Source organism: Tenacibaculum aestuariivivum, from assembly GCF_964507685.1.
Taxonomy (GTDB): Bacteria; Bacteroidota; Bacteroidia; order Flavobacteriales; family Flavobacteriaceae; genus Polaribacter; species Polaribacter aestuariivivum.
In genome coordinates this window covers 1,258,397-1,276,364 of sequence record NZ_OZ208414.1, presented here as the reverse complement: position 1 = coordinate 1,276,364, position 17,968 = coordinate 1,258,397, and the positions used below count along the sequence as shown (strand labels likewise).

Here is a 17,968-nt window from a genome sequence, read left to right as displayed (position 1 = left end):
ATACAAAAATTTAAATATTAAGATTTTACATCTAAAGTATCACGTAACGTATTTCCTATTAACATAAAAGCCATAACTAAGCTCATAATTGCAAAACCAGGAATTAAAGCTAAAAAAGGTTTTCCTAAAATAATATAATTATAATGGTTTTTAATCATTGCTCCCCATGAAGGGGTAGGTGGTTGCGCACCAATACCTAAAAAGCTTAAACCACTTTCAATTAAAATGGCAGCTGCAAAATTTGCAGCAGATATTACAATTATCGGTGCTAAAATATTGGGTAAAATATGTTTAAAAATAATTCTAAAATCAGAAAAACCTAAAGCTTTTGCGGCTTCTACATATTGTTGTTGTTTAGTGGTAATTACCTGTCCACGAACTACACGAGCAACTTCTACCCACATTGTTAAGCCTACGGCAATAAACACTTGCCAAAAACCTTTTCCTAAAGCTAAAGTAATTGCTATGACTAATAATAAAGTAGGAATAGACCAGGTAATATTAATTATCCACATAATAAAAGCATCAATTTTTCCACCAAAATAACCTGCAATTGCTCCAACAGGAATTCCTATTAAAAGTGATATAAAAACCGCTATAAATCCGATAGAAAAAGAAATTCTAGCCCCAATTAGTAATCTACTTAATAAATCACGTCCATATTTATCTGTTCCAAGCCAAAATATTTTTTGTTGAATATATTTTTCAGGTTTATTTTTAAATAAAGATAGCGGATATATTTTTGATAAACCATCCGAATATTTTAAAACCTCTACTTGATTACTTTTTATTGCATATGATTTTATAGCTATTTCAGTAGGAGTACTCTTTTTTCCATCCATAAAAACTGAAAACCAAGATTGTTTTTCTTTTAATTTTGAAGGAATACTAAGCATCATTACTGAAAAACCAGGAGCTTTAGAATGTATTTCTAAATGCATTTGGTTTGCCGAATTACTATTATCAGGAGCAATTGTATAACAGAAAAGAGCAATAAAGCCACAGAAAATAATAAACACAAAGCTAAACATGCCTGTTTTATTTTGTGTAAACCTTTTAGTAGCTAGTTGCCATAATGAAGTAGCTTTTTTAGTTGTCAATAATATTTTTTTTAATAGTTAAAATATCGTTTCCTGTTGGATTTTCAAAAACCTCTAAATTAAAATATTTTACACTCGCTAAAATATGATCAAAAATATCAGCCATATCTCTTTCATAGGCTAACCATGATTTGTTTTTGCAAAAAGCATATATCTCTAATGGAATACCGTTTTCACTAGGTTGTAATTGACGAGACATAAAAAGTAATTCCTGATTTATTTTAGGGTGTTGTTTTAAATACTCATCTAAATATTTACGAAACATACCAAAATTCGTTAAATTTCTTCCATTAATTAATATTGATTTGTCAATATTGTTTTCAGAGTTGTAGGTTTTTACTTCATTATATGCTGTTGTAACATAGTCTTTTATTAGGGCTATTTTTTGGTAGTCAGCTACTTCATCATCTGTTAAAAAATGGATACTATTTATTTTAATTAATACTGATCGTTTTATTCTACGTCCGCCAGAATTATCCATTGCACGCCAGTTTTTAAACGATTCAGAAATCAATGAATAAGTAGGAATACTAGTTACCGTATTGTCAAAATTTTGAACAATTACTGATGCTAAATTAATAGCCGTTACATTTCCATCTGCATTATATTTATCAATAGTAATCCAATCATTTAAACGAACCGTATCATTTACTGATATTTGAATGCTAGCAACAAAACCTAAAATGGTATCTTTAAAAATAAGTAATAAAACAGCTGAAAAAGCACCTAAAGCTGTTAAAAATCGTATTAGTGGTTTTCCTGTAATAATAGAAAAAGAGATGATAAAACCAATAATCCATAAAATAATCATAAAAATTTGAACATAACTCTCTAAAGGTTTGTCTTTAAAAGCAATTAAGTTTCTTAAAAAATCTTTAATAGTTAATAAAATACTTCTAATAAGCCATATGGTTGAAAATAGAATTATAATATTAATAAATCGTTGACCATAGTTTAATAAGTCAGAAAAATCTATTAAAATAAAAGATAATAGTGAATAAAGTAATACAAATACAAGAATTCTAGAAATATTTAAAAAAACTCGATTTTTAAGTAAAAAATCATCAAAGTTAGTTTTGGTTTTTAAAACTAGTTTTTTTATAAACTTAGTTCCATAATGGCGAAATAATTTAAAAAAAACATATCCTAAAACAGCAATAACAAGTAAGTTCGCAGTCAGGTTTAAGTAGATAGCTGTTTGTTCTGATACAGCAAAATGATTTTTGAATAGTCTATAAAAAAACTTACTTATCATAATATTATTTAAGTATCAAAAATAGGTATTTCTTTTTCAATTTCAATGTTTGTTTCCTTTTCTAATAAAAATTAATTGAAGCTATTTCCCGCTTTCCGTACTCGCTCTCTGCGAGGAGCTCAAACAAATACTTCAATCGGGGCTAGGCATTTTTACAAACTATTTTGTTTTTACAATATCTATCCCTTATATAAACAAGTAAAACTATTAGTAAACTATACAATATAAGTTTTAGAATGAAATATGATACTAAAAAATAATTTTAAAAATGTGTATGTTTGCACTATAAAATAAACAAATGTCATTATTATTTATAAGTATTCTTATAATGACAAACAAATAATAAAATAATAGATGAAAGCATATATTTTTCCAGGTCAAGGAGCACAATTTACAGGAATGGGATTAGATTTATATGAAAAATCACCCTTAGCTCAAGAGCTATTTGAAAAAGCAAATGATATATTAGGTTTTAGCATTACTGATATTATGTTTGAAGGTACACCTGAAGCATTAAAGCAAACCAAAGTAACGCAACCAGCTATATTTTTACATTCGGTAATTTTGGCTAAAGTATTAGGCGATAGTTTTCAGCCAGAAATGGTTGCAGGGCATTCATTAGGTGAATTATCTGCATTGGTCGCTAATGGAGTTTTATCTTTCGAAGATGGATTAACATTAGTTTCTAAGCGTGCTTTAGCTATGCAAAAAGCATGTGAAATAAAACCATCAACCATGGCTGCTGTTTTAGGGTTAGAAGATAAAATAGTAGAGGATATATGTGCTGAAATAGATGGTGTTGTAGTTGCTGCAAACTATAATTGCCCGGGTCAATTAGTAATTTCAGGAGAAGTACCTGCTGTTGAAAAGGCATGTAAAGTATTAACTGAAAAAGGAGCAAAGAGAGCTATTTTATTGCCTGTTGGAGGTGCATTTCATTCTCCTATGATGGAGCCAGCTCGTGAAGAGTTAGCAAAAGCAATTGAAGAAACTACTTTTAGCACGCCAACTTGCCCTGTATACCAAAATGTAGTAGCAAAAGCAGTAACAAACCCTGATGAAATTAAATTAAATTTAATAGCACAATTAACTGCACCAGTAAGATGGACGCAATGTATTCAAGCAATGGTTGCTGATGGAGGAACAGAATTTATTGAAGTAGGACCAGGTAAAGTTTTACAAGGTTTAATGCGTAAAATTGATAGAAGTGTTGCCGCAAGCGGTGCTAGTTTAGTAGAATAATTAAAAAACAATAGTATATTTTATAAAGCATAAAAAAAGCTCAACTTATTTTAATAAGTTGAGCTTTTTATTTAGTTAAAAACTAAATATTAGTTGTTTTCGTAAAATGTTACAGTTCCACTGTCTTCATTAGAAACTACTAATAAAGCTTTTCCTGTTGGGCTATCTTCTGCCGGTATTGCTAATAAACCTTCAGGAGCCTCATCACCATCGTGTGATAAAATATTTAGAAAGACAGGTGAGGTAGGGTTAGTAACATCATAAACCAAAACTTGATCGTTTCTTTCTAAGCCAACAAATAATATATAACGCTTATTACCTATGTTTAAAATTTCTACACTTTCAGGTTCAGCACCTTTATCGTCGCTTCTTTTATCATTATCATTAAATCTACTTTCAGTAGCATTTAATGTTTCTGTAGCAATACTATTAGCACTATCGTATAAAAGCATACCGCTATCACCAGACCATACACTAAAAGAACGAGCTCCATAACTATAAAGGGTTTCTACTTTTCCGTCGTTATTAGTATCTCCTAAAGTTGTAGTAGTTTTTAATCTTCCTAAGTTTACCTCATTTAAATAATCAAAAGAAGTAGGGAAAACTGTTTCATCTAAAGTTAAATCATCCATTCTAACTTCTTCGCTAAAACCGTCGTAATCTCTAGAATCTCCTTCGTTTGCAGAGAAAATATAATCAACGCCGTTAATCTTTGCATATTTAATAGCATCTGGCTGATACATTCCTTTTACTGGCCAGTTTTTTAATTCTTTTTTATCATCTTTATCACTAGCATCGATGCTATTTTCAGCAAGGCTATAATCTTTAAAACCTAAAGGATAAATTGCTTCAATAGTTTTACTAGTTAAGTTTACTTTTGCAATTCCGTTATTTTCTTGTAAAGAAATCCAAGCTGTTTTAGAATCATCAGAAATAGCAACATATTCAGGTTCTACATCTTGAGATAAAGTAGCGTTAGGGCCAAAAACTCTAAATCCATCCTTTTCTAATGCACTTTCATCTGAATTAAAAGCATCAAAATTTAAAGTAGTAACTTCTTTAGTTTCAATATTAATAATACTTATAGTTCCTTTTGGGTCGTTTGTATAATCATCGCTTGGTTCTCCTTCGTTAGCAGAAACAATTGTTTTTCCATCAGGTGAAAAAGCAACCATATCAGGTAAAGCACCTACTGTAAACTGATTAATAAGTGTATTGTCAGCAGTATTGTATAATAAAATTTTTCCGTTATTTTGTTTTACTAATGCCTCAACAGCAACAGCTAGCTTACCGTTAAGTACTGCTACACTATTTGGTGAGCCATAAGCGTCAAGATTAATTGTTTCTTTTTTAGGATTGTTTAAATCTGTAATGTTGTTTATTGATATCTCATTAGATTCAACATTAACCGTAAATAATTTTTTCGATATTTTATCGAAAGCCGAAATTTCTGAAGCGCCTTCACCACCAATTTTTATAGTTGTTTTATAACTGAAGTTAACGTCTGTATTTATTTGTTTTTTTACAGTGTCATCATCGTTTTGACATCCTATAGCTAAAACACTTAAAGTAGTACCTAAAATAATTTTTTGTAATGTTTTCATCAGTTGTTTTTATTTTGAGCAAAATTCTGATGTTTCTTTAAAATTAATGTAAATACAACTATAAGTAATAATTAATGAATTTAGTTTTTAGGTACTCTAGTGTATAGAGAAAGTTTTTAAATTGATTAATTAATGTTAAGAAGTTATTTTTTTTGATGTAAAACTAATATTATCAATTAGAGATGCACTTTTAGCCCCGATTGAAGCATTTGTTTGAGCTCTTTTTTATTTTTCTTTTTAAAAAAATAAAAAAAGCGAGTGCGGAAAGCAGGAAATTGCTTCTAATTAAAAAAACAGGATTCAATAAAAAAATATTGAATCCTGTTTTTAATAATTATAAAAAAATATGTTATTGTTTTTCTTGCCATTTCCAAGAAGATAATAAAGCATCTTCTAAGGTTTTTTCAGTTTTCCAATTCAACTCTTTATTAGCAATGGTAGTGTCTGCGTATGCAGCGGTAATATCACCCGCTCGTTTTTCAACAATTTTATAATTTAGTTTTTTATGAGTAACTTTTTCAAATGAATTTATAACCTCTAAAACCGAACTCCCTGTTCCTGTACCTACATTAAAAAACTCAAAATTAGTTTTGTTCTTTTTTTCTAATAAACGATTTAATGCCGCAATATGAGCTTTTGCTAAATCGACCACGTGAATATAGTCACGAATTGCTGTTCCATCAGGTGTTTCGTAATCATCACCAAAAACGGATAATTCTTTTCTAATTCCTGCTGCAGTTTGTGTTACGTATGGAATTAAATTTTGAGGAATTCCTAAAGGTAATTCGCCAATTTTAAGACTATCGTGCGCTCCTGTCGGATTAAAATAACGCAATGCAATAGCATTTATATTGTGTGCATTACAGGTATCTTTTATAATTTCTTCACCAATTTGTTTTGTATTTCCGTAAGGAGATTCAGCAGGTTTTGTAGGCGCACTTTCGGTAATTGGTAATTCATCTGCTTGTCCGTAAACGGTACAAGACGAACTGAAAATGAAATTATCAATTTTTCTATTTCTAATTTCTTGTAGTAAATACACTAAACTTCCGATGTTATTTTCGTAATAATCTAACGGGTTTTTAACGCTTTCTCCAACGGCTTTAAAAGCAGCAAAATGAATAATTCCATCAATAGTATTATTATTGAAAAAATTAGTAATATTCGATTTTATACGTAAATCAAATTGATGAAAATTGGGTTTTACACCTGTTATTTCTGTGATTTTATCTAAAACAGTTATTTTTGAGTTTGATAAATCATCAATAATAAACACTTCAAAACCTTTGTTTTGTAATTCGACAACGGTATGCGAACCTATAAAACCTAATCCGCCAGTAACTAATATCTTTTTCATCTTTATTTTTTAAAGGTTTGTATTTTTAAGATTTAAAAGGTGAATTATTTTTTCATCTTTAGGTGCTAATAAAATCATATAAAATAAAAGAATAACACCAAAAAGAATAAAATCGGGTTTTAAAATTAAAATCAAAAAACAAGCTGCTTCTATTATAGCCCACTTAAAAATAGAAGCATTTTGATAAATAGCAAACTTTTCATCATCAGTACTTTCTTTTGTAATCCCTTTTAAAGTATTCTTAAATATGAGGTTGCTTAAAACATAAGCTGCCGCAGGAATAAATGAGTATATTAAAGAAGCATCATCTATTTCTATATTTAAGATGTTTTTAAAATCGCCTATTAAAAAATAGGCTAAAGTTACGCCTGCTATTAAAGCAAGGTGAATTATTTTAAGTGTTTTTATTTTTTGATTCATCATTTTTTATCCTAAAAAATCTAAAATAGTTTTAGTAATAAAATTTAATTGTTCTTCATCTAATTCGGTATGCATTGGTAATGAAATTACTTCATCAATTAATTGATTTGTAACTTTAAAATCATCTTCATTATAGCGTGCATCTTTATATGCTTTTTGAGCATGTAACGGCACAGGGTAATAAATTGCATTCGGAATATTATTATCTAATAAATGCTGATGTAATTCATTACGTTTTCCGTTTGTAATTTTTAAAGTATATTGATGAAAAACATGACAATTACAGTTATCACACATCGTTGTAGCACAAGAGCTAGTCGTTGGAGTTATAATATTTGTATTATTAGCAAAAGCATTATTGTAATATCTAGCAGCTTTTCTACGAGCATCACAAAAACTATCTAATAAAGGTAATTTTATTTGTAAAACAGCAGCTTGTAAACTATCTAAACGAGAATTTACACCAACTACATCATGGTAATAACGTTTGTACATTCCGTGATTTACAATTCCTCGAATAGTGTGTGCTAAATCATCATCATTGGTGAAAATTGCGCCACCATCACCATAACAACCTAAGTTTTTAGAAGGGAAAAAAGATGTTGTACCTACATTTCCAATAGTTCCAGATTTCTTTTTTGTTCCGTCTGAAAAAGTATAATCAGCACCAATTGCTTGGGCATTATCTTCAATAACAAATAAATTATGTTCTTTTGCAATTTGCATTACCGCTTCCATATTGGCACACTGACCAAATAAATGAACAGGTACAATAGCTTTTGTTTTTGGCGTAATAGCCTTTTTTAAAGCTTTAATATTAATATTAAAAGTGTCTGCATCTACATCAACTAAAACAGGCGTTAGTTTTAATAAAGCAATAACTTCGACAGTTGCAGCAAAAGTAAAATCGGCAGTAATAACTTCATCACCTTGTTCTAAACCTAAACCCATCATTGCTATTTGCAACGCATCAGTTCCGTTAGCACACGGAATTACGTGTTTTACGTCTAAATATTTTTCTAAATCAGAAGCAAATCCTTTAACTTCAGGGCCTCCAATATAATAGGCAGTATCTAAAACACTCTCAAAAGCTTTATTTACTTGTGGTTTTATTTTTGCATATTGACCTTGTAGGTCAACCATTTGAATTTTTTTCATTAGGAAAAAGAATTTGTTAAGCATCAAAAATACGAATTAAATTTCTCTTATCTTTGAAGAAAACAATAGATAAATAAGTGTATTTAACGCTTTTTTTAATTGATACGATTCGTTACAGATGGTTATTTTTCTTTGTAAACTTCATTAAAAGGGATTCTAAAACGTTCGCCATATACGCCTTTTTCGGTTCGGATTCCACAGCTTACAATCATGTTAATTTCTGCACTTCGTGGGATGTTTAGTAACCGTTTTACACGCCAAGTATCGGCACCTTCCATAGGGCAAGTATCGTAGCCTTCTGCTGCCATTGAAAGCATAAAATTTTGTGCTGCCAATCCTGTTGATTTATGTGCTACAATTCGCATATCACTATTGCGAACCTCTCGATATATTGGACGAAATAATCCTGTGATTAAAATAATTAGATATTTTAACCAACCAAAAATCCCCAAGAAATCAAAATAGGTAAACGGAATAATTTTACCGTAATAAGTTCGTGCCATTTTCTCTCTACTAGTTTGCTTTTCTTTGGGCGTATCTTTTCCAAAAGTAGCATCTAAAACGGCTAAATTTGCTTTTACACGTTTTTTCCAGACATCTTTTCGAGTTACAAAAACGACCAATTGTTGTGCTGTTTTAGCAGCATTTTGATTAAAACATAGTGGCGCCATTTTAGCAATTGTATCTTTTGAGGTAATATGATAAAATTCCCATAATTGCATATTGCTACTATTTGGAGCGAGTGTTGCTTGTTCGATACATTTTTTTACAATGCTACTTTCAATTGATTTTTTGGCGTCAAAAACTCTAACAGAACGCCTAAAGTTAATGGCTTGTGATACTGTTTTTTCTATCATTTTAGGTTGATTTAATCAAAAAATTAAAATTATGAACTTATTTTTAAGAGTTTTTTTAATGATGCTAATTTCCCTTTGTATGGGGCGTATCGAATAGAAATATCTAACCAATTTCCTCTGGTAACGACACTTTTTTTATGAGAAAAAGTATCAAAAGTTTTTTTACCATGATAACTCCCGATACCACTTTGTCCAACACCTCCAAAAGGCAAGCGATGATTTACAAAATGAACTATAGTATCATTAACAGTACCACCTCCGAAGGCATATTTTGCAATCAATTTTTTAGCAAAATGTTGACGTGTGGTAAAAATATAAAATGCCAATGGTTTATCATATTTCGTAATAATGGTATCCAGTTCTTTTTCTTGTTGATATGAAATTAACGGAAATATAGGGCCAAATATTTCTTCTTTCATTACCTGGCTATCTAGGTTTGGTTCGTTGATAAGTGTTGGCGAAATATAGCATTCTTTTTTATCGATTTTTCCTCCAATTAGGCAATTTTCATTTTTTAAAAGTAGTGCTAATCGGTCAAAATTTTTGGTATTTACAATTCTTGGAAAATCGGCTGAATTTTGAGGATTTTCTCCGTAGGCATTTATTATTTCTTCTTTAAAATGAATAATAAATTTTTCTTTCACAGAGTGATGAATCAACAAATAATCAGGAGCGATACAAGTTTGTCCAGCATTGACAAATTTTCCCCAAACTAAGCGTTTTGCAGCTAGTTTTATATTGGCAGTTTCATCAATAATACAAGGACTTTTTCCGCCTAATTCTAGGGTTGTTGGAGTAAGATGTTCGGCTGCTGCTTTGGCGATAATTTTTCCTACGGGAACACTTCCTGTAAAAAAAATATAATCCCAACGTTCTTTTAATAATTCTTGTGATGTAGCCACGCCACCTTCTACAACAACAACATGATTTTTGTCAAATACGGCAGTTATAATTTCTTGAGTTATTTTACTGACGTTTGGTGTTAGTTCAGAGGGTTTTAAAATCACGGTATTTCCAGCTGAAATAGCACCTATAAGCGGTGCAAATGCTAGTTGATATGGATAATTCCAAGGGGCGATAATTAAAACAGCTCCGTAGGGTTCATTATATATTTTAGCTGATGAAGGAAAGTTTAAAAGTGTTGGTAAAACTCGTGTTGGTTTGCTCCAGGAATGACAGTTTTTAATCGCCATTTTCAATTCACTTAATACGATAGAAGTTTCTGTTAATACAGCTTCGTATGCTGATTTTTTAAAATCATTATATAAGGCTTTTATAATATCGTCTTCTCTTCTGATAAGTTCTTTTTGAAGCTTTTTTAAAGCAGTTATTCTAAAAGAAATATCTTTAGTTTGCTGTGTTGTGAAAAAGTTTTTTTGAGTTTGTACTATATCAGGAATACTCATGGTTAAAATTTGTTTAAAGATACAAATTTAACCGTTTCTTTTGATGTTAATTATTGCTGTTTTATCAGGATAATTATAAGCAAGCATCCCAAATAGGATCTTTAGGCGTTGGAGCTGTAATTTTGATACGTTCTTTACTTACAGGATGTATAAAATCAATGTTACGAGCGTGTAAATGAATGCTTCCATCTTTGTTACTTCGTCTTGCTCCGTATTTTAAATCGCCTTTTATGATAGCACCAATATTGGATAATTGCACTCGAATTTGATGATGACGCCCTGTTTCTAAATCAATTTCTAATAACGAATAATTATCTAAATTTTTAAGTGTTTTGTAATGAAGAATTGCTTTTTTACTACCGTCAATTTCTTTCGAATATGCCGTTGATTTATTATTTTTCGGATTTTTCTTTAAGAAATTGATAAGTGTATCTTCGGATTTCTTAGGTTGATCTTTCACAATCGCCCAATAGGTTTTTTTGATTACTTTATCGCGCAACATTTTATTCAATCGCTCTAATGCTTTTGAAGTTTTTGCGTAAATAACAACGCCTGAAGTTGGTCTATCTAACCGATGAACAGTTCCTAAATAAACAGCGCGAGGTTTGTTGTATTTGTCTTTAATGTATTCTTTAACAACCTCAGAGAGTGGTTTGTCGCCAGTTTTATCACCCTGAACAATATCTCCAGCTCTTTTATTGATAATAATTAAATGATTATCTTCATGTAAAACGTGTAAATTGTTTTTTGTAGAATACATTTTTGATAGCTCTTAAAAATTGAGTAACTGGTTAGTAAATTATTGAAAATCTTTAAGGATATCTTGATTTGTTTGCTCAATAAATGTTAAAAATTCTTCACGTCCTAAACCTGTTTCTGATGAGGTAAGAAAAGAGGTAGGAAGTATTTCCCAGTGTTTTAATAATTTCTTTTTATAGTTAGCTATTTGATTGTTTATTTTAGAAGTTCCTAATTTATCGGCTTTTGTAAAAACGATGCCAAAAGGAATTTGATTTTCTCCTAAAAACTGCATAAATTCTAAATCTATTTTTTGCGGATCGTGGCGAGAATCAATTAAAACAAAGGTAAAAACAAGTTGTTCTCTTTCTTTGAAATAATTTTCAATAAAAAACTGAAAAATAGTTCGTTTTTTTTTAGAGATTTGTGCATATCCATATCCAGGTAAATCCACTAAAAACCATTCTTCATTTATTTTAAAATGATTGATGAGTTGTGTTTTTCCTGGTTTTCCAGATGTTTTAGCTAAATCTTTACGCTGCATAAGCATATTGATCAATGACGATTTACCAACATTTGAGCGACCTATAAAAGCATATTCAGGAATTCTATCCTTAGGAGCTTTCATAACATTGCTGTTACTCATTACAAAATCAGCAGATTTTATTTTCATAAATATAAATTACGCTATTTGCTGTTATATATTTCGTTTAGAAAGCCAACTTTCTAAAATTTTATTAAATTCTTCAGGGGTTTCCATCATTGCTGCGTGTCCACATTTATCAATCCAAAATAAATCAGAATCGGGTAATAGTTTGTGAAAATCTTCCGCTACTTCAGGAGGTGTTACCCCATCTTGTTTACCCCAAATTAGGCAGGTTGGTTGCTGCATTGTAGGTAGGTCATTTGCCATATTATGGCGAATAGCACTTTTAGCAATTGAAAGTGTTTTTAAGGCTTTAATTCGATTGTTTACAATATCATAAATACCATCAACAAGCTCTTTAGTGGCAATTTTAGGGTCGTAAAAAACCTCTCTAGCTTTTGCTTCAATATATTCGTAATTACCTCTTTTAGGATAGCTGTCGCCCATAGATTTTTCATACAAGCCAGAGCTACCAGTTAAAACAAGGGCGCTAACATCTTCAGGATAGTGCTTTGTGTAATATAAAGCAATATGTCCACCTAAAGAATTTCCTAAAAGAACAACGTCTTTAAGGTTTTTGTATTCAATAAAATCATGCACAAAATCGGCTAAGTTTTTCACATTAGTTTTTAGCAAAGGCATGGTGTATAATGGTAATTCTGGAATTAAAACTCGATATCCTTTTTTAGAGAAATATTTAAAAGTTTCATCAAAATTACTAAGAGCTCCCATTAAACCGTGTAGTACGATTAATGCCCTTCCTTCTCCTGCTTCTGCATATGTAAAATTGCCTTCTTTCTTTAGAAAATCAGTCATTAATTTATCAGTTTGACTTTAGCACAAATGTAGTCCTTTTTTGTGAAATTCCCATTTTTATTATTCTGTGCTTGTAAACGTTGTTGAAAGCTCTTAGCCTCAGTTTTTTAGCGTAAAAATCAAAACTTATAAACAAAGTGGTAAAAAGTGGTAAAAAGTGGTAATTTTTTTTTAATTTTGAAGCAAATTACGAACTCTTACCGTGGTAAATTTAATAGGCACATATGAATGTAAAATAGACGCTAAAGGAAGGTTGATGTTGTCGTCAGCTTTTAAGAAGCAGTTGTCTGTTGTGTTGCAGGATGGTTTTGTGGTTAAGAGGTCTGTTTTTCAGCCTTGTTTGGAGTTGTATCCTATGCGGGAGTGGAATTTAATGATGCAAAAGATTAATAAACTAAATAGGTTTGTGAAAAAAAATAATGATTTTATTAGGAGATTTACTGCAGGTGTAAAAACTATTGAGGTAGATGCTTCGGGTAGGATTTTGATTCCAAAAGATTTATGTCAGTTTGCTAAAATAGGAAAGCAAGTAGTGCTCTCATCAGCAGTTAATATAATTGAAATTTGGGATAAAGATAAGTATGAACAAGTAATTGATGATGCTGTTGTTGATTTTGCAGATTTAGCAGAAGAGGTAATGGGAAATATAAGTGAAAATGAATTATCATAGTCCGGTTTTGTTAAAAGAAAGTGTTGATGCTCTTGATGTTAAAGAGGATGGAGTGTATGTTGATGTGACTTTTGGAGGCGGTGGTCATTCTAGAGAAATATTAAGTAGGTTGGGTGAAAAAGGGAGGCTTTTTGCTTTTGATCAAGATCCTGATGCTGAGCAGAATAAAATTGATGATGAGCGATTTGTACTGATTGGAGAGAATTTTCGGTTTATTTCTAGGTTTTTACGCTTTTACGGAGTTAGAAAGGTAGATGGTGTTTTAGCTGATTTAGGTGTTTCTTCTCATCAGTTTGATGAGGCGGAAAGAGGTTTTTCTACTCGATTTGATGCCGATTTAGATATGCGAATGGATCAAAAATCTGATTTGTCAGCAAAAAAAATAATTAATAAATACAGTGAAGAGCGCTTAGCAGATGTGTTGTTTTTGTATGGTGAGTTAAGAAATGCGAGAGCATTGGCAAGGAGAATTGTAGAGGCTCGAGAGATAGAAGAAATTGATACTAGTTTTCAGTTAAAAGAAGTGTTAAAAGCATTCTTACCGCAGGCAAAAGAGCATAAAATACTAGCGCAAATATTTCAGGCGGTTCGTATTGAGGTAAATCAAGAGTTGGAAGTGTTAAAGGAGTTTTTGGAGCAGATGCCTAGTTTGTTAAATAAGGATGGACGGTTGAGTGTTATATCTTATCATTCTTTAGAAGATAGGTTGGTAAAAAGGTTTATAAGAACAGGGTTGTTTAGTGGAGAGCCTGAGAAAGATTTTTATGGTAATATTAGCGTTCCTTTAAAAAAGATAGGAAAGATGATTATACCGAGAAGGGAAGAAATTAAGGTTAATAATAGAGCTAGAAGTGCAAAGTTACGAATAGCAACATTAAAGTAATGACTAAGGTAAAAGGAGGTATTTACGACGTTTTACGAGGGCGATTTTTGACTGATGAAGGATCTTTTAATAATTGGCGGATATTTATTTTTGTAGTAACGCTACTGTTGATAATGATATCGAGTTCACATAGCTTGGATGCTAAGGTTGTTAAAATAGCTAAATTAAATAAGCTTAAAAGAGAATTGAAGGCTGAAGATTTTGACACTAGTACGGCGTTAACAAAAATGAGGTTGGAGAGTAGTATTCGAGAAAAGGTAAAGCATAGAAATTTGTTTCCAGCAAATAAACCTCCACAAAAAATAAAAGTAACCACAAAAAAAGAATAAGAAATAATGGTAATTAAGAAAAGCATTTTAAACAAGCTCTATGTAGTTGTAGTTTTAATGGCGCTTTTTTTTGTAGCTATTATATTTAGAGTTTTTAAACTTCAGTATTTAGAAGGAGATAAGTATCGAAAACTTTCTTTGGAAAAAACGGTAAAGAATGATACTATATTTGCTAATAGAGGAAATGTGTATGCTGAAGATGGTAATCTTTTAGCCACCTCAATGACAAAATATACTATTAGAATGGATGCGGTAGCTGTTCCTTCAGATGTATTTGAAAAAAATATTCGGTCGCTTTCACAATCGTTATCTGGTTTGTTAGGTAAGTCGGCTAATTACTATCAAGAAAAAATAAGAGAAGCTAAAAACAGGAAAAATCGCTATTTATTAATTGCGCGTAATGTGGGGTATAATGATTACGCAAAAATGAGAGAGTTTCCTATTTTTAATAGAGGAATTTATAGGGGTGGTTTTATAGCGGAGCAAAGTACGGTTCGTGTGCACCCTATTGGTAAAATTGCAGAACGTACTATAGGTTATGATAATAAAAGAGGTGGGGCAGGTATAGAAGGAGCATTTGCTGATTATATGCAAGGTGAAAACGGTTGGCGATTGAAACAGAAAATAGCCAAAGGGCAATGGAGGCCTATAAATGATGTAAATGAAAAAGAGCCTATAGATGGTAGTGATGTGATAACAACCATAGATGTGAATATTCAAGATATAACGCACCATGCATTACTTAAACAATTAGAATATTTTGAAGCAGATCACGGATGTGCTGTTGTAATGGAAGTGGAAACCGGAGAAATAAAAGCTATTGCTAATTTAGGAAGAACATCAAAGGGTAAGTATTACGAGAAAAGAAATTATGCTGTTTGGGAAAGTCATGAGCCAGGGTCTACTTTTAAATTAGCTAGTTTAATGGCTGTTTTGGAAGATAAGGTGGCTGATACTTCTGATATTATTGATTGTGGTAAAGGAAAAATGTTTATTAATAATAGAAAGGTAGAGGATAGTAAAAGTGGAGGGCATGGAAAAATTTCATTAGCTAGGGTTTTTGAAGTTTCATCAAATGTTGGAATTGTAAAAACAGTTAAAAATAATTATGATAAAAATCCTAAGAAATTTATAAAAAGGATTAAATCTTTTGGTTTAGATCAGTTAACTGGTGTAAAAATAAAAGGAGAAGGTAGGCCTTATATACCTAATCCTTCGGAAAAAAGTTGGAGTCCAATTTCTTTAGAATGGATGGCTTGGGGGTACGGAATTCATTTAACTCCGTTACAAACATTAGCATTTTATAATGCAGTAGCTAATAATGGAAAATTAGTTAAACCTTATTTTGTTAAAGAGTTAAGAGTTGGAGGAAGGCTAGAGAAAACTTTTGGAACTGAAGTTTTAAAGCAAAAAATAGCTTCTCAATCAACTATAAATAAAGTAAGGAAGGTTATGGAAAATGTGGTAAAAAAAGGAACTGCGACGAACGTGTATTCCTCAAATTTTTCAATGGCTGGTAAAACAGGAACTGCTAAAAAATGGATTCCAAAACATAAAAGTAATAATGGACAAACTGTTTATGGTCATTATTCTAATAAAAAATATGTAGCTTCTTTTGCTGGTTTTTTTCCGGCAAATAAACCTAAGTATTCATGCATTGTAGTAGTACACAGTCCTAAGAAAGAAAAAGGATATTATGGGGCTTTAGTTGCAGCACCAGTATTTAAAGATATTGCTCAAAAAATTTATACCACAACACCTGTTGATAAACAGTTGGTGTCAGATCAAATTTCTTCAGCAAGTATTGATAAAGAGTATCAAGATTATTACACTAAATTAAGAAAGTATAAAACTATTATGCCTAATGTTATAGGTATGAGTGGGATGGATGCTATTGCGTTGTTGGAAAACATGGGGTTAAAAGTTAATTTTTCTGGCATGGGAAAGGTAACCGAGCAATCTATTTATAACGGATCAAAAGTGTTAAAAGGAGCAACAATTTATTTAAAATTATCATAATTGAAAAAGTTAAAAGACATATTAAATAAAGTAGTTGTGCAAAAAGTGCACGGAAATACTAATGTTGTAATTAATACTATTCAGTTTGATAGTCGCTTAGTAAAACAGGATGATGTTTTTGTAGCGCAAAAAGGTGTTTTAGTTAATGGGCATCAGTTTATAGAAAAGGCAATAGATTTAGGCGCATTGGTTGTGGTATGTGAAAATATTCCTGTTGATAAAAAACAAGGGGTCACTTATGTTGAGGTTGAGGATTCTAATTTAGCCTTAGCAATTATGGCAGCTAATTTTTATAACAATCCATCAACAAAACTACAATTGGTAGGTGTTACAGGCACAAATGGAAAAACAACAATTGCTACATTATTATATCAATTATTTAAAAAAGCGGGGTATAAAGTAGGTTTGTTGTCAACAGTTAAAGTAATGGTTAATGAAAAAATACATAAAGCAACTCATACAACACCTGATTCGTTAGCTATAAATAAATATTTATCGTTAATGATTGATTCAGGAGTAACCTATTGTTTTATGGAGGTTAGTTCTCATGGAATTCATCAAAAAAGAACCGCAGGCTTGCATTTTGTAGGAGGTGTTTTTACGAACTTATCTCATGATCATTTAGATTATCATGAAACTTTTGCAGAATATAGAGATGTCAAAAAATCATTTTTTGACGCTTTGCCAAAAACAGCTTTTGCTTTGGTAAATATAGATGATAAGAACGGTGCCATTATGGTGCAAAATACAAAAGCAACTAAACAAACGTATGCGCTAAAAACCGTAGGAGATTTTAAAGCAAAAGTTTTAGAAAAACAATTTTCAGGAAGTCTATTAATGATGAATGGTATTGAGGTTTGGACTAAGTTAATTGGTGAATTTAATGCAGCTAATTTATTAGCAATTTTTGGAGTTGCAACTTTATTAGGTTTAGAGAAGTTAGAAGTTTTAAGGTTGATAAGTGATTTAGATAGTGTTAGTGGGCGTTTTGAGTATATTATTTCTGCTAATAGAATAACGGCAATTGTTGATTATGCACATACGCCAGATGCTCTTAAAAACGTGTTGCAAACCATAAACGATATTCGTACAGGAAATGAAAATGTAATTACGGTTGTTGGTTGTGGTGGTGATAGAGATAAGACAAAACGACCAAAAATGGCTATGATTGCAACTCAATTAAGCGGGCAAGCCATATTTACTTCAGATAACCCGAGAACAGAGGAGGCTCAGGTTATTATTGATGAAATGGAAAAAGGAGTGCCGGCAGAGAATTATAAAAAAACATTATCTATTGTAAATAGAAAGCAAGCTATAAAAACAGCCTGTAAATTAGCCACCTCAGGTGATATTATACTAATTGCAGGAAAAGGGCATGAAAACTACCAAGAGGTAAATGGTGTTAAACATCATTTTGATGATTTAGAAGAGGTGCAAAATTGTTTTAATCAACTAAAAAGAGCGTAGC

Annotated in this window: 17 protein-coding genes; 6 read left to right on the top strand and 11 right to left on the bottom strand. The window is 31.1% G+C overall.

The window, feature by feature from the left end; translation table 11 throughout:
* Nucleotides 1-17: 17 nt before the first annotated feature.
* Both ACN5J4_RS05530 and ACN5J4_RS05525 read right to left on the bottom strand, forming a co-directional pair.
* Nucleotides 18-1,100 (bottom strand): ABC transporter permease, encoded by a 1,083-nt coding sequence (locus tag ACN5J4_RS05530; RefSeq protein WP_418651111.1) that lies wholly within the window; start codon nt 1,098-1,100, stop codon nt 18-20.
* Nucleotides 1,090-2,355 carry a mechanosensitive ion channel family protein gene (locus ACN5J4_RS05525; RefSeq protein ID WP_418651110.1) on the bottom strand — a complete coding sequence of 422 codons (1,266 nt, stop codon included), beginning with the start codon at nt 2,353-2,355 and terminating at the stop codon, nt 1,090-1,092. Before ACN5J4_RS05525 ends, ACN5J4_RS05530 begins: the two co-directional genes overlap by 11 nt.
* Before the next feature lie 354 nt (nt 2,356-2,709).
* On the opposite strand from ACN5J4_RS05525, the gene fabD reads away from it, so the two are divergent.
* The gene (gene fabD, locus ACN5J4_RS05520; RefSeq protein ID WP_418651109.1) at nt 2,710-3,597 is read left to right on the top strand and encodes an ACP S-malonyltransferase; all 888 of its coding nucleotides are present in this window, start codon (nt 2,710-2,712) and stop codon (nt 3,595-3,597) included.
* An 89-nt stretch (nt 3,598-3,686) separates the two neighbouring features.
* Here fabD and ACN5J4_RS05515 read toward each other — a convergent pair whose 3' ends face one another.
* The 9 genes from ACN5J4_RS05515 to ACN5J4_RS05475 form a co-directional block, all read right to left on the bottom strand.
* Complete coding sequence (locus ACN5J4_RS05515) at nt 3,687-5,201, bottom strand: choice-of-anchor I family protein (RefSeq protein WP_418651108.1); 1,515 nt, start codon at nt 5,199-5,201, stop codon at nt 3,687-3,689.
* 349 nt (nt 5,202-5,550) lie between these two features.
* Nucleotides 5,551-6,558 (bottom strand): UDP-glucose 4-epimerase GalE, encoded by a 1,008-nt coding sequence (gene galE, locus ACN5J4_RS05510; protein ID WP_418651107.1) that lies wholly within the window; start codon nt 6,556-6,558, stop codon nt 5,551-5,553.
* A gap of 9 nt (nt 6,559-6,567) precedes the next feature.
* The gene (locus ACN5J4_RS05505; protein ID WP_418651106.1) at nt 6,568-6,981 is read right to left on the bottom strand and encodes an MFS transporter; all 414 of its coding nucleotides are present in this window, start codon (nt 6,979-6,981) and stop codon (nt 6,568-6,570) included.
* Nucleotides 6,982-6,984: 3 nt separating this feature from the next.
* Nucleotides 6,985-8,136: a DegT/DnrJ/EryC1/StrS family aminotransferase gene (locus tag ACN5J4_RS05500; RefSeq protein ID WP_418651105.1), complete on the bottom strand. Its 1,152-nt coding sequence runs from the start codon at nt 8,134-8,136 to the stop codon at nt 6,985-6,987.
* Nucleotides 8,137-8,258: 122 nt separating this feature from the next.
* Nucleotides 8,259-8,993 carry a nitroreductase family protein gene (locus ACN5J4_RS05495; protein ID WP_418651104.1) on the bottom strand — a complete coding sequence of 245 codons (735 nt, stop codon included), beginning with the start codon at nt 8,991-8,993 and terminating at the stop codon, nt 8,259-8,261.
* Nucleotides 8,994-9,022: 29 nt separating this feature from the next.
* Complete coding sequence (locus tag ACN5J4_RS05490) at nt 9,023-10,399, bottom strand: aldehyde dehydrogenase (RefSeq protein WP_418651103.1); 1,377 nt, start codon at nt 10,397-10,399, stop codon at nt 9,023-9,025.
* Between the two features lie 73 nt (nt 10,400-10,472).
* Nucleotides 10,473-11,159 (bottom strand): RluA family pseudouridine synthase, encoded by a 687-nt coding sequence (locus tag ACN5J4_RS05485; RefSeq protein WP_418651102.1) that lies wholly within the window; start codon nt 11,157-11,159, stop codon nt 10,473-10,475.
* Nucleotides 11,160-11,198: 39 nt separating this feature from the next.
* Nucleotides 11,199-11,810, bottom strand: coding sequence for a ribosome biogenesis GTP-binding protein YihA/YsxC (gene yihA, locus ACN5J4_RS05480; RefSeq protein WP_101918105.1), 612 nt, complete (start codon nt 11,808-11,810; stop codon nt 11,199-11,201).
* Between the two features lie 24 nt (nt 11,811-11,834).
* The gene (locus ACN5J4_RS05475; protein WP_418651101.1) at nt 11,835-12,599 is read right to left on the bottom strand and encodes an alpha/beta fold hydrolase; all 765 of its coding nucleotides are present in this window, start codon (nt 12,597-12,599) and stop codon (nt 11,835-11,837) included.
* A gap of 202 nt (nt 12,600-12,801) precedes the next feature.
* Here ACN5J4_RS05475 and mraZ point away from each other — a divergent pair, with 202 nt between their 5' ends.
* The 5 genes from mraZ to ACN5J4_RS05450 are packed head-to-tail and all read left to right on the top strand — an operon-like array spanning nt 12,802 to nt 17,967.
* On the top strand, nt 12,802-13,269 hold the full coding sequence (mraZ, locus tag ACN5J4_RS05470) for a division/cell wall cluster transcriptional repressor MraZ (RefSeq protein WP_418651100.1): 468 nt from the start codon (nt 12,802-12,804) through the stop codon (nt 13,267-13,269).
* A complete protein-coding gene (gene rsmH / locus ACN5J4_RS05465; RefSeq protein WP_418651099.1) occupies nt 13,256-14,152 on the top strand; it encodes a 16S rRNA (cytosine(1402)-N(4))-methyltransferase RsmH in 897 nt (298 codons plus the stop codon). The genes mraZ and rsmH overlap by 14 nt, the downstream gene beginning before the upstream one ends.
* Nucleotides 14,152-14,481 (top strand): FtsL-like putative cell division protein, encoded by a 330-nt coding sequence (locus tag ACN5J4_RS05460; protein WP_418651098.1) that lies wholly within the window; start codon nt 14,152-14,154, stop codon nt 14,479-14,481. Before rsmH ends, ACN5J4_RS05460 begins: the two co-directional genes overlap by 1 nt.
* 6 nt (nt 14,482-14,487) lie before the next feature.
* Nucleotides 14,488-16,500 (top strand): penicillin-binding protein, encoded by a 2,013-nt coding sequence (locus ACN5J4_RS05455; RefSeq protein ID WP_418651097.1) that lies wholly within the window; start codon nt 14,488-14,490, stop codon nt 16,498-16,500.
* Nucleotides 16,501-17,967 (top strand): UDP-N-acetylmuramoyl-L-alanyl-D-glutamate--2,6-diaminopimelate ligase, encoded by a 1,467-nt coding sequence (locus ACN5J4_RS05450; protein WP_418651096.1) that lies wholly within the window; start codon nt 16,501-16,503, stop codon nt 17,965-17,967.
* Nucleotide 17,968: the final 1 nt, after the last annotated feature.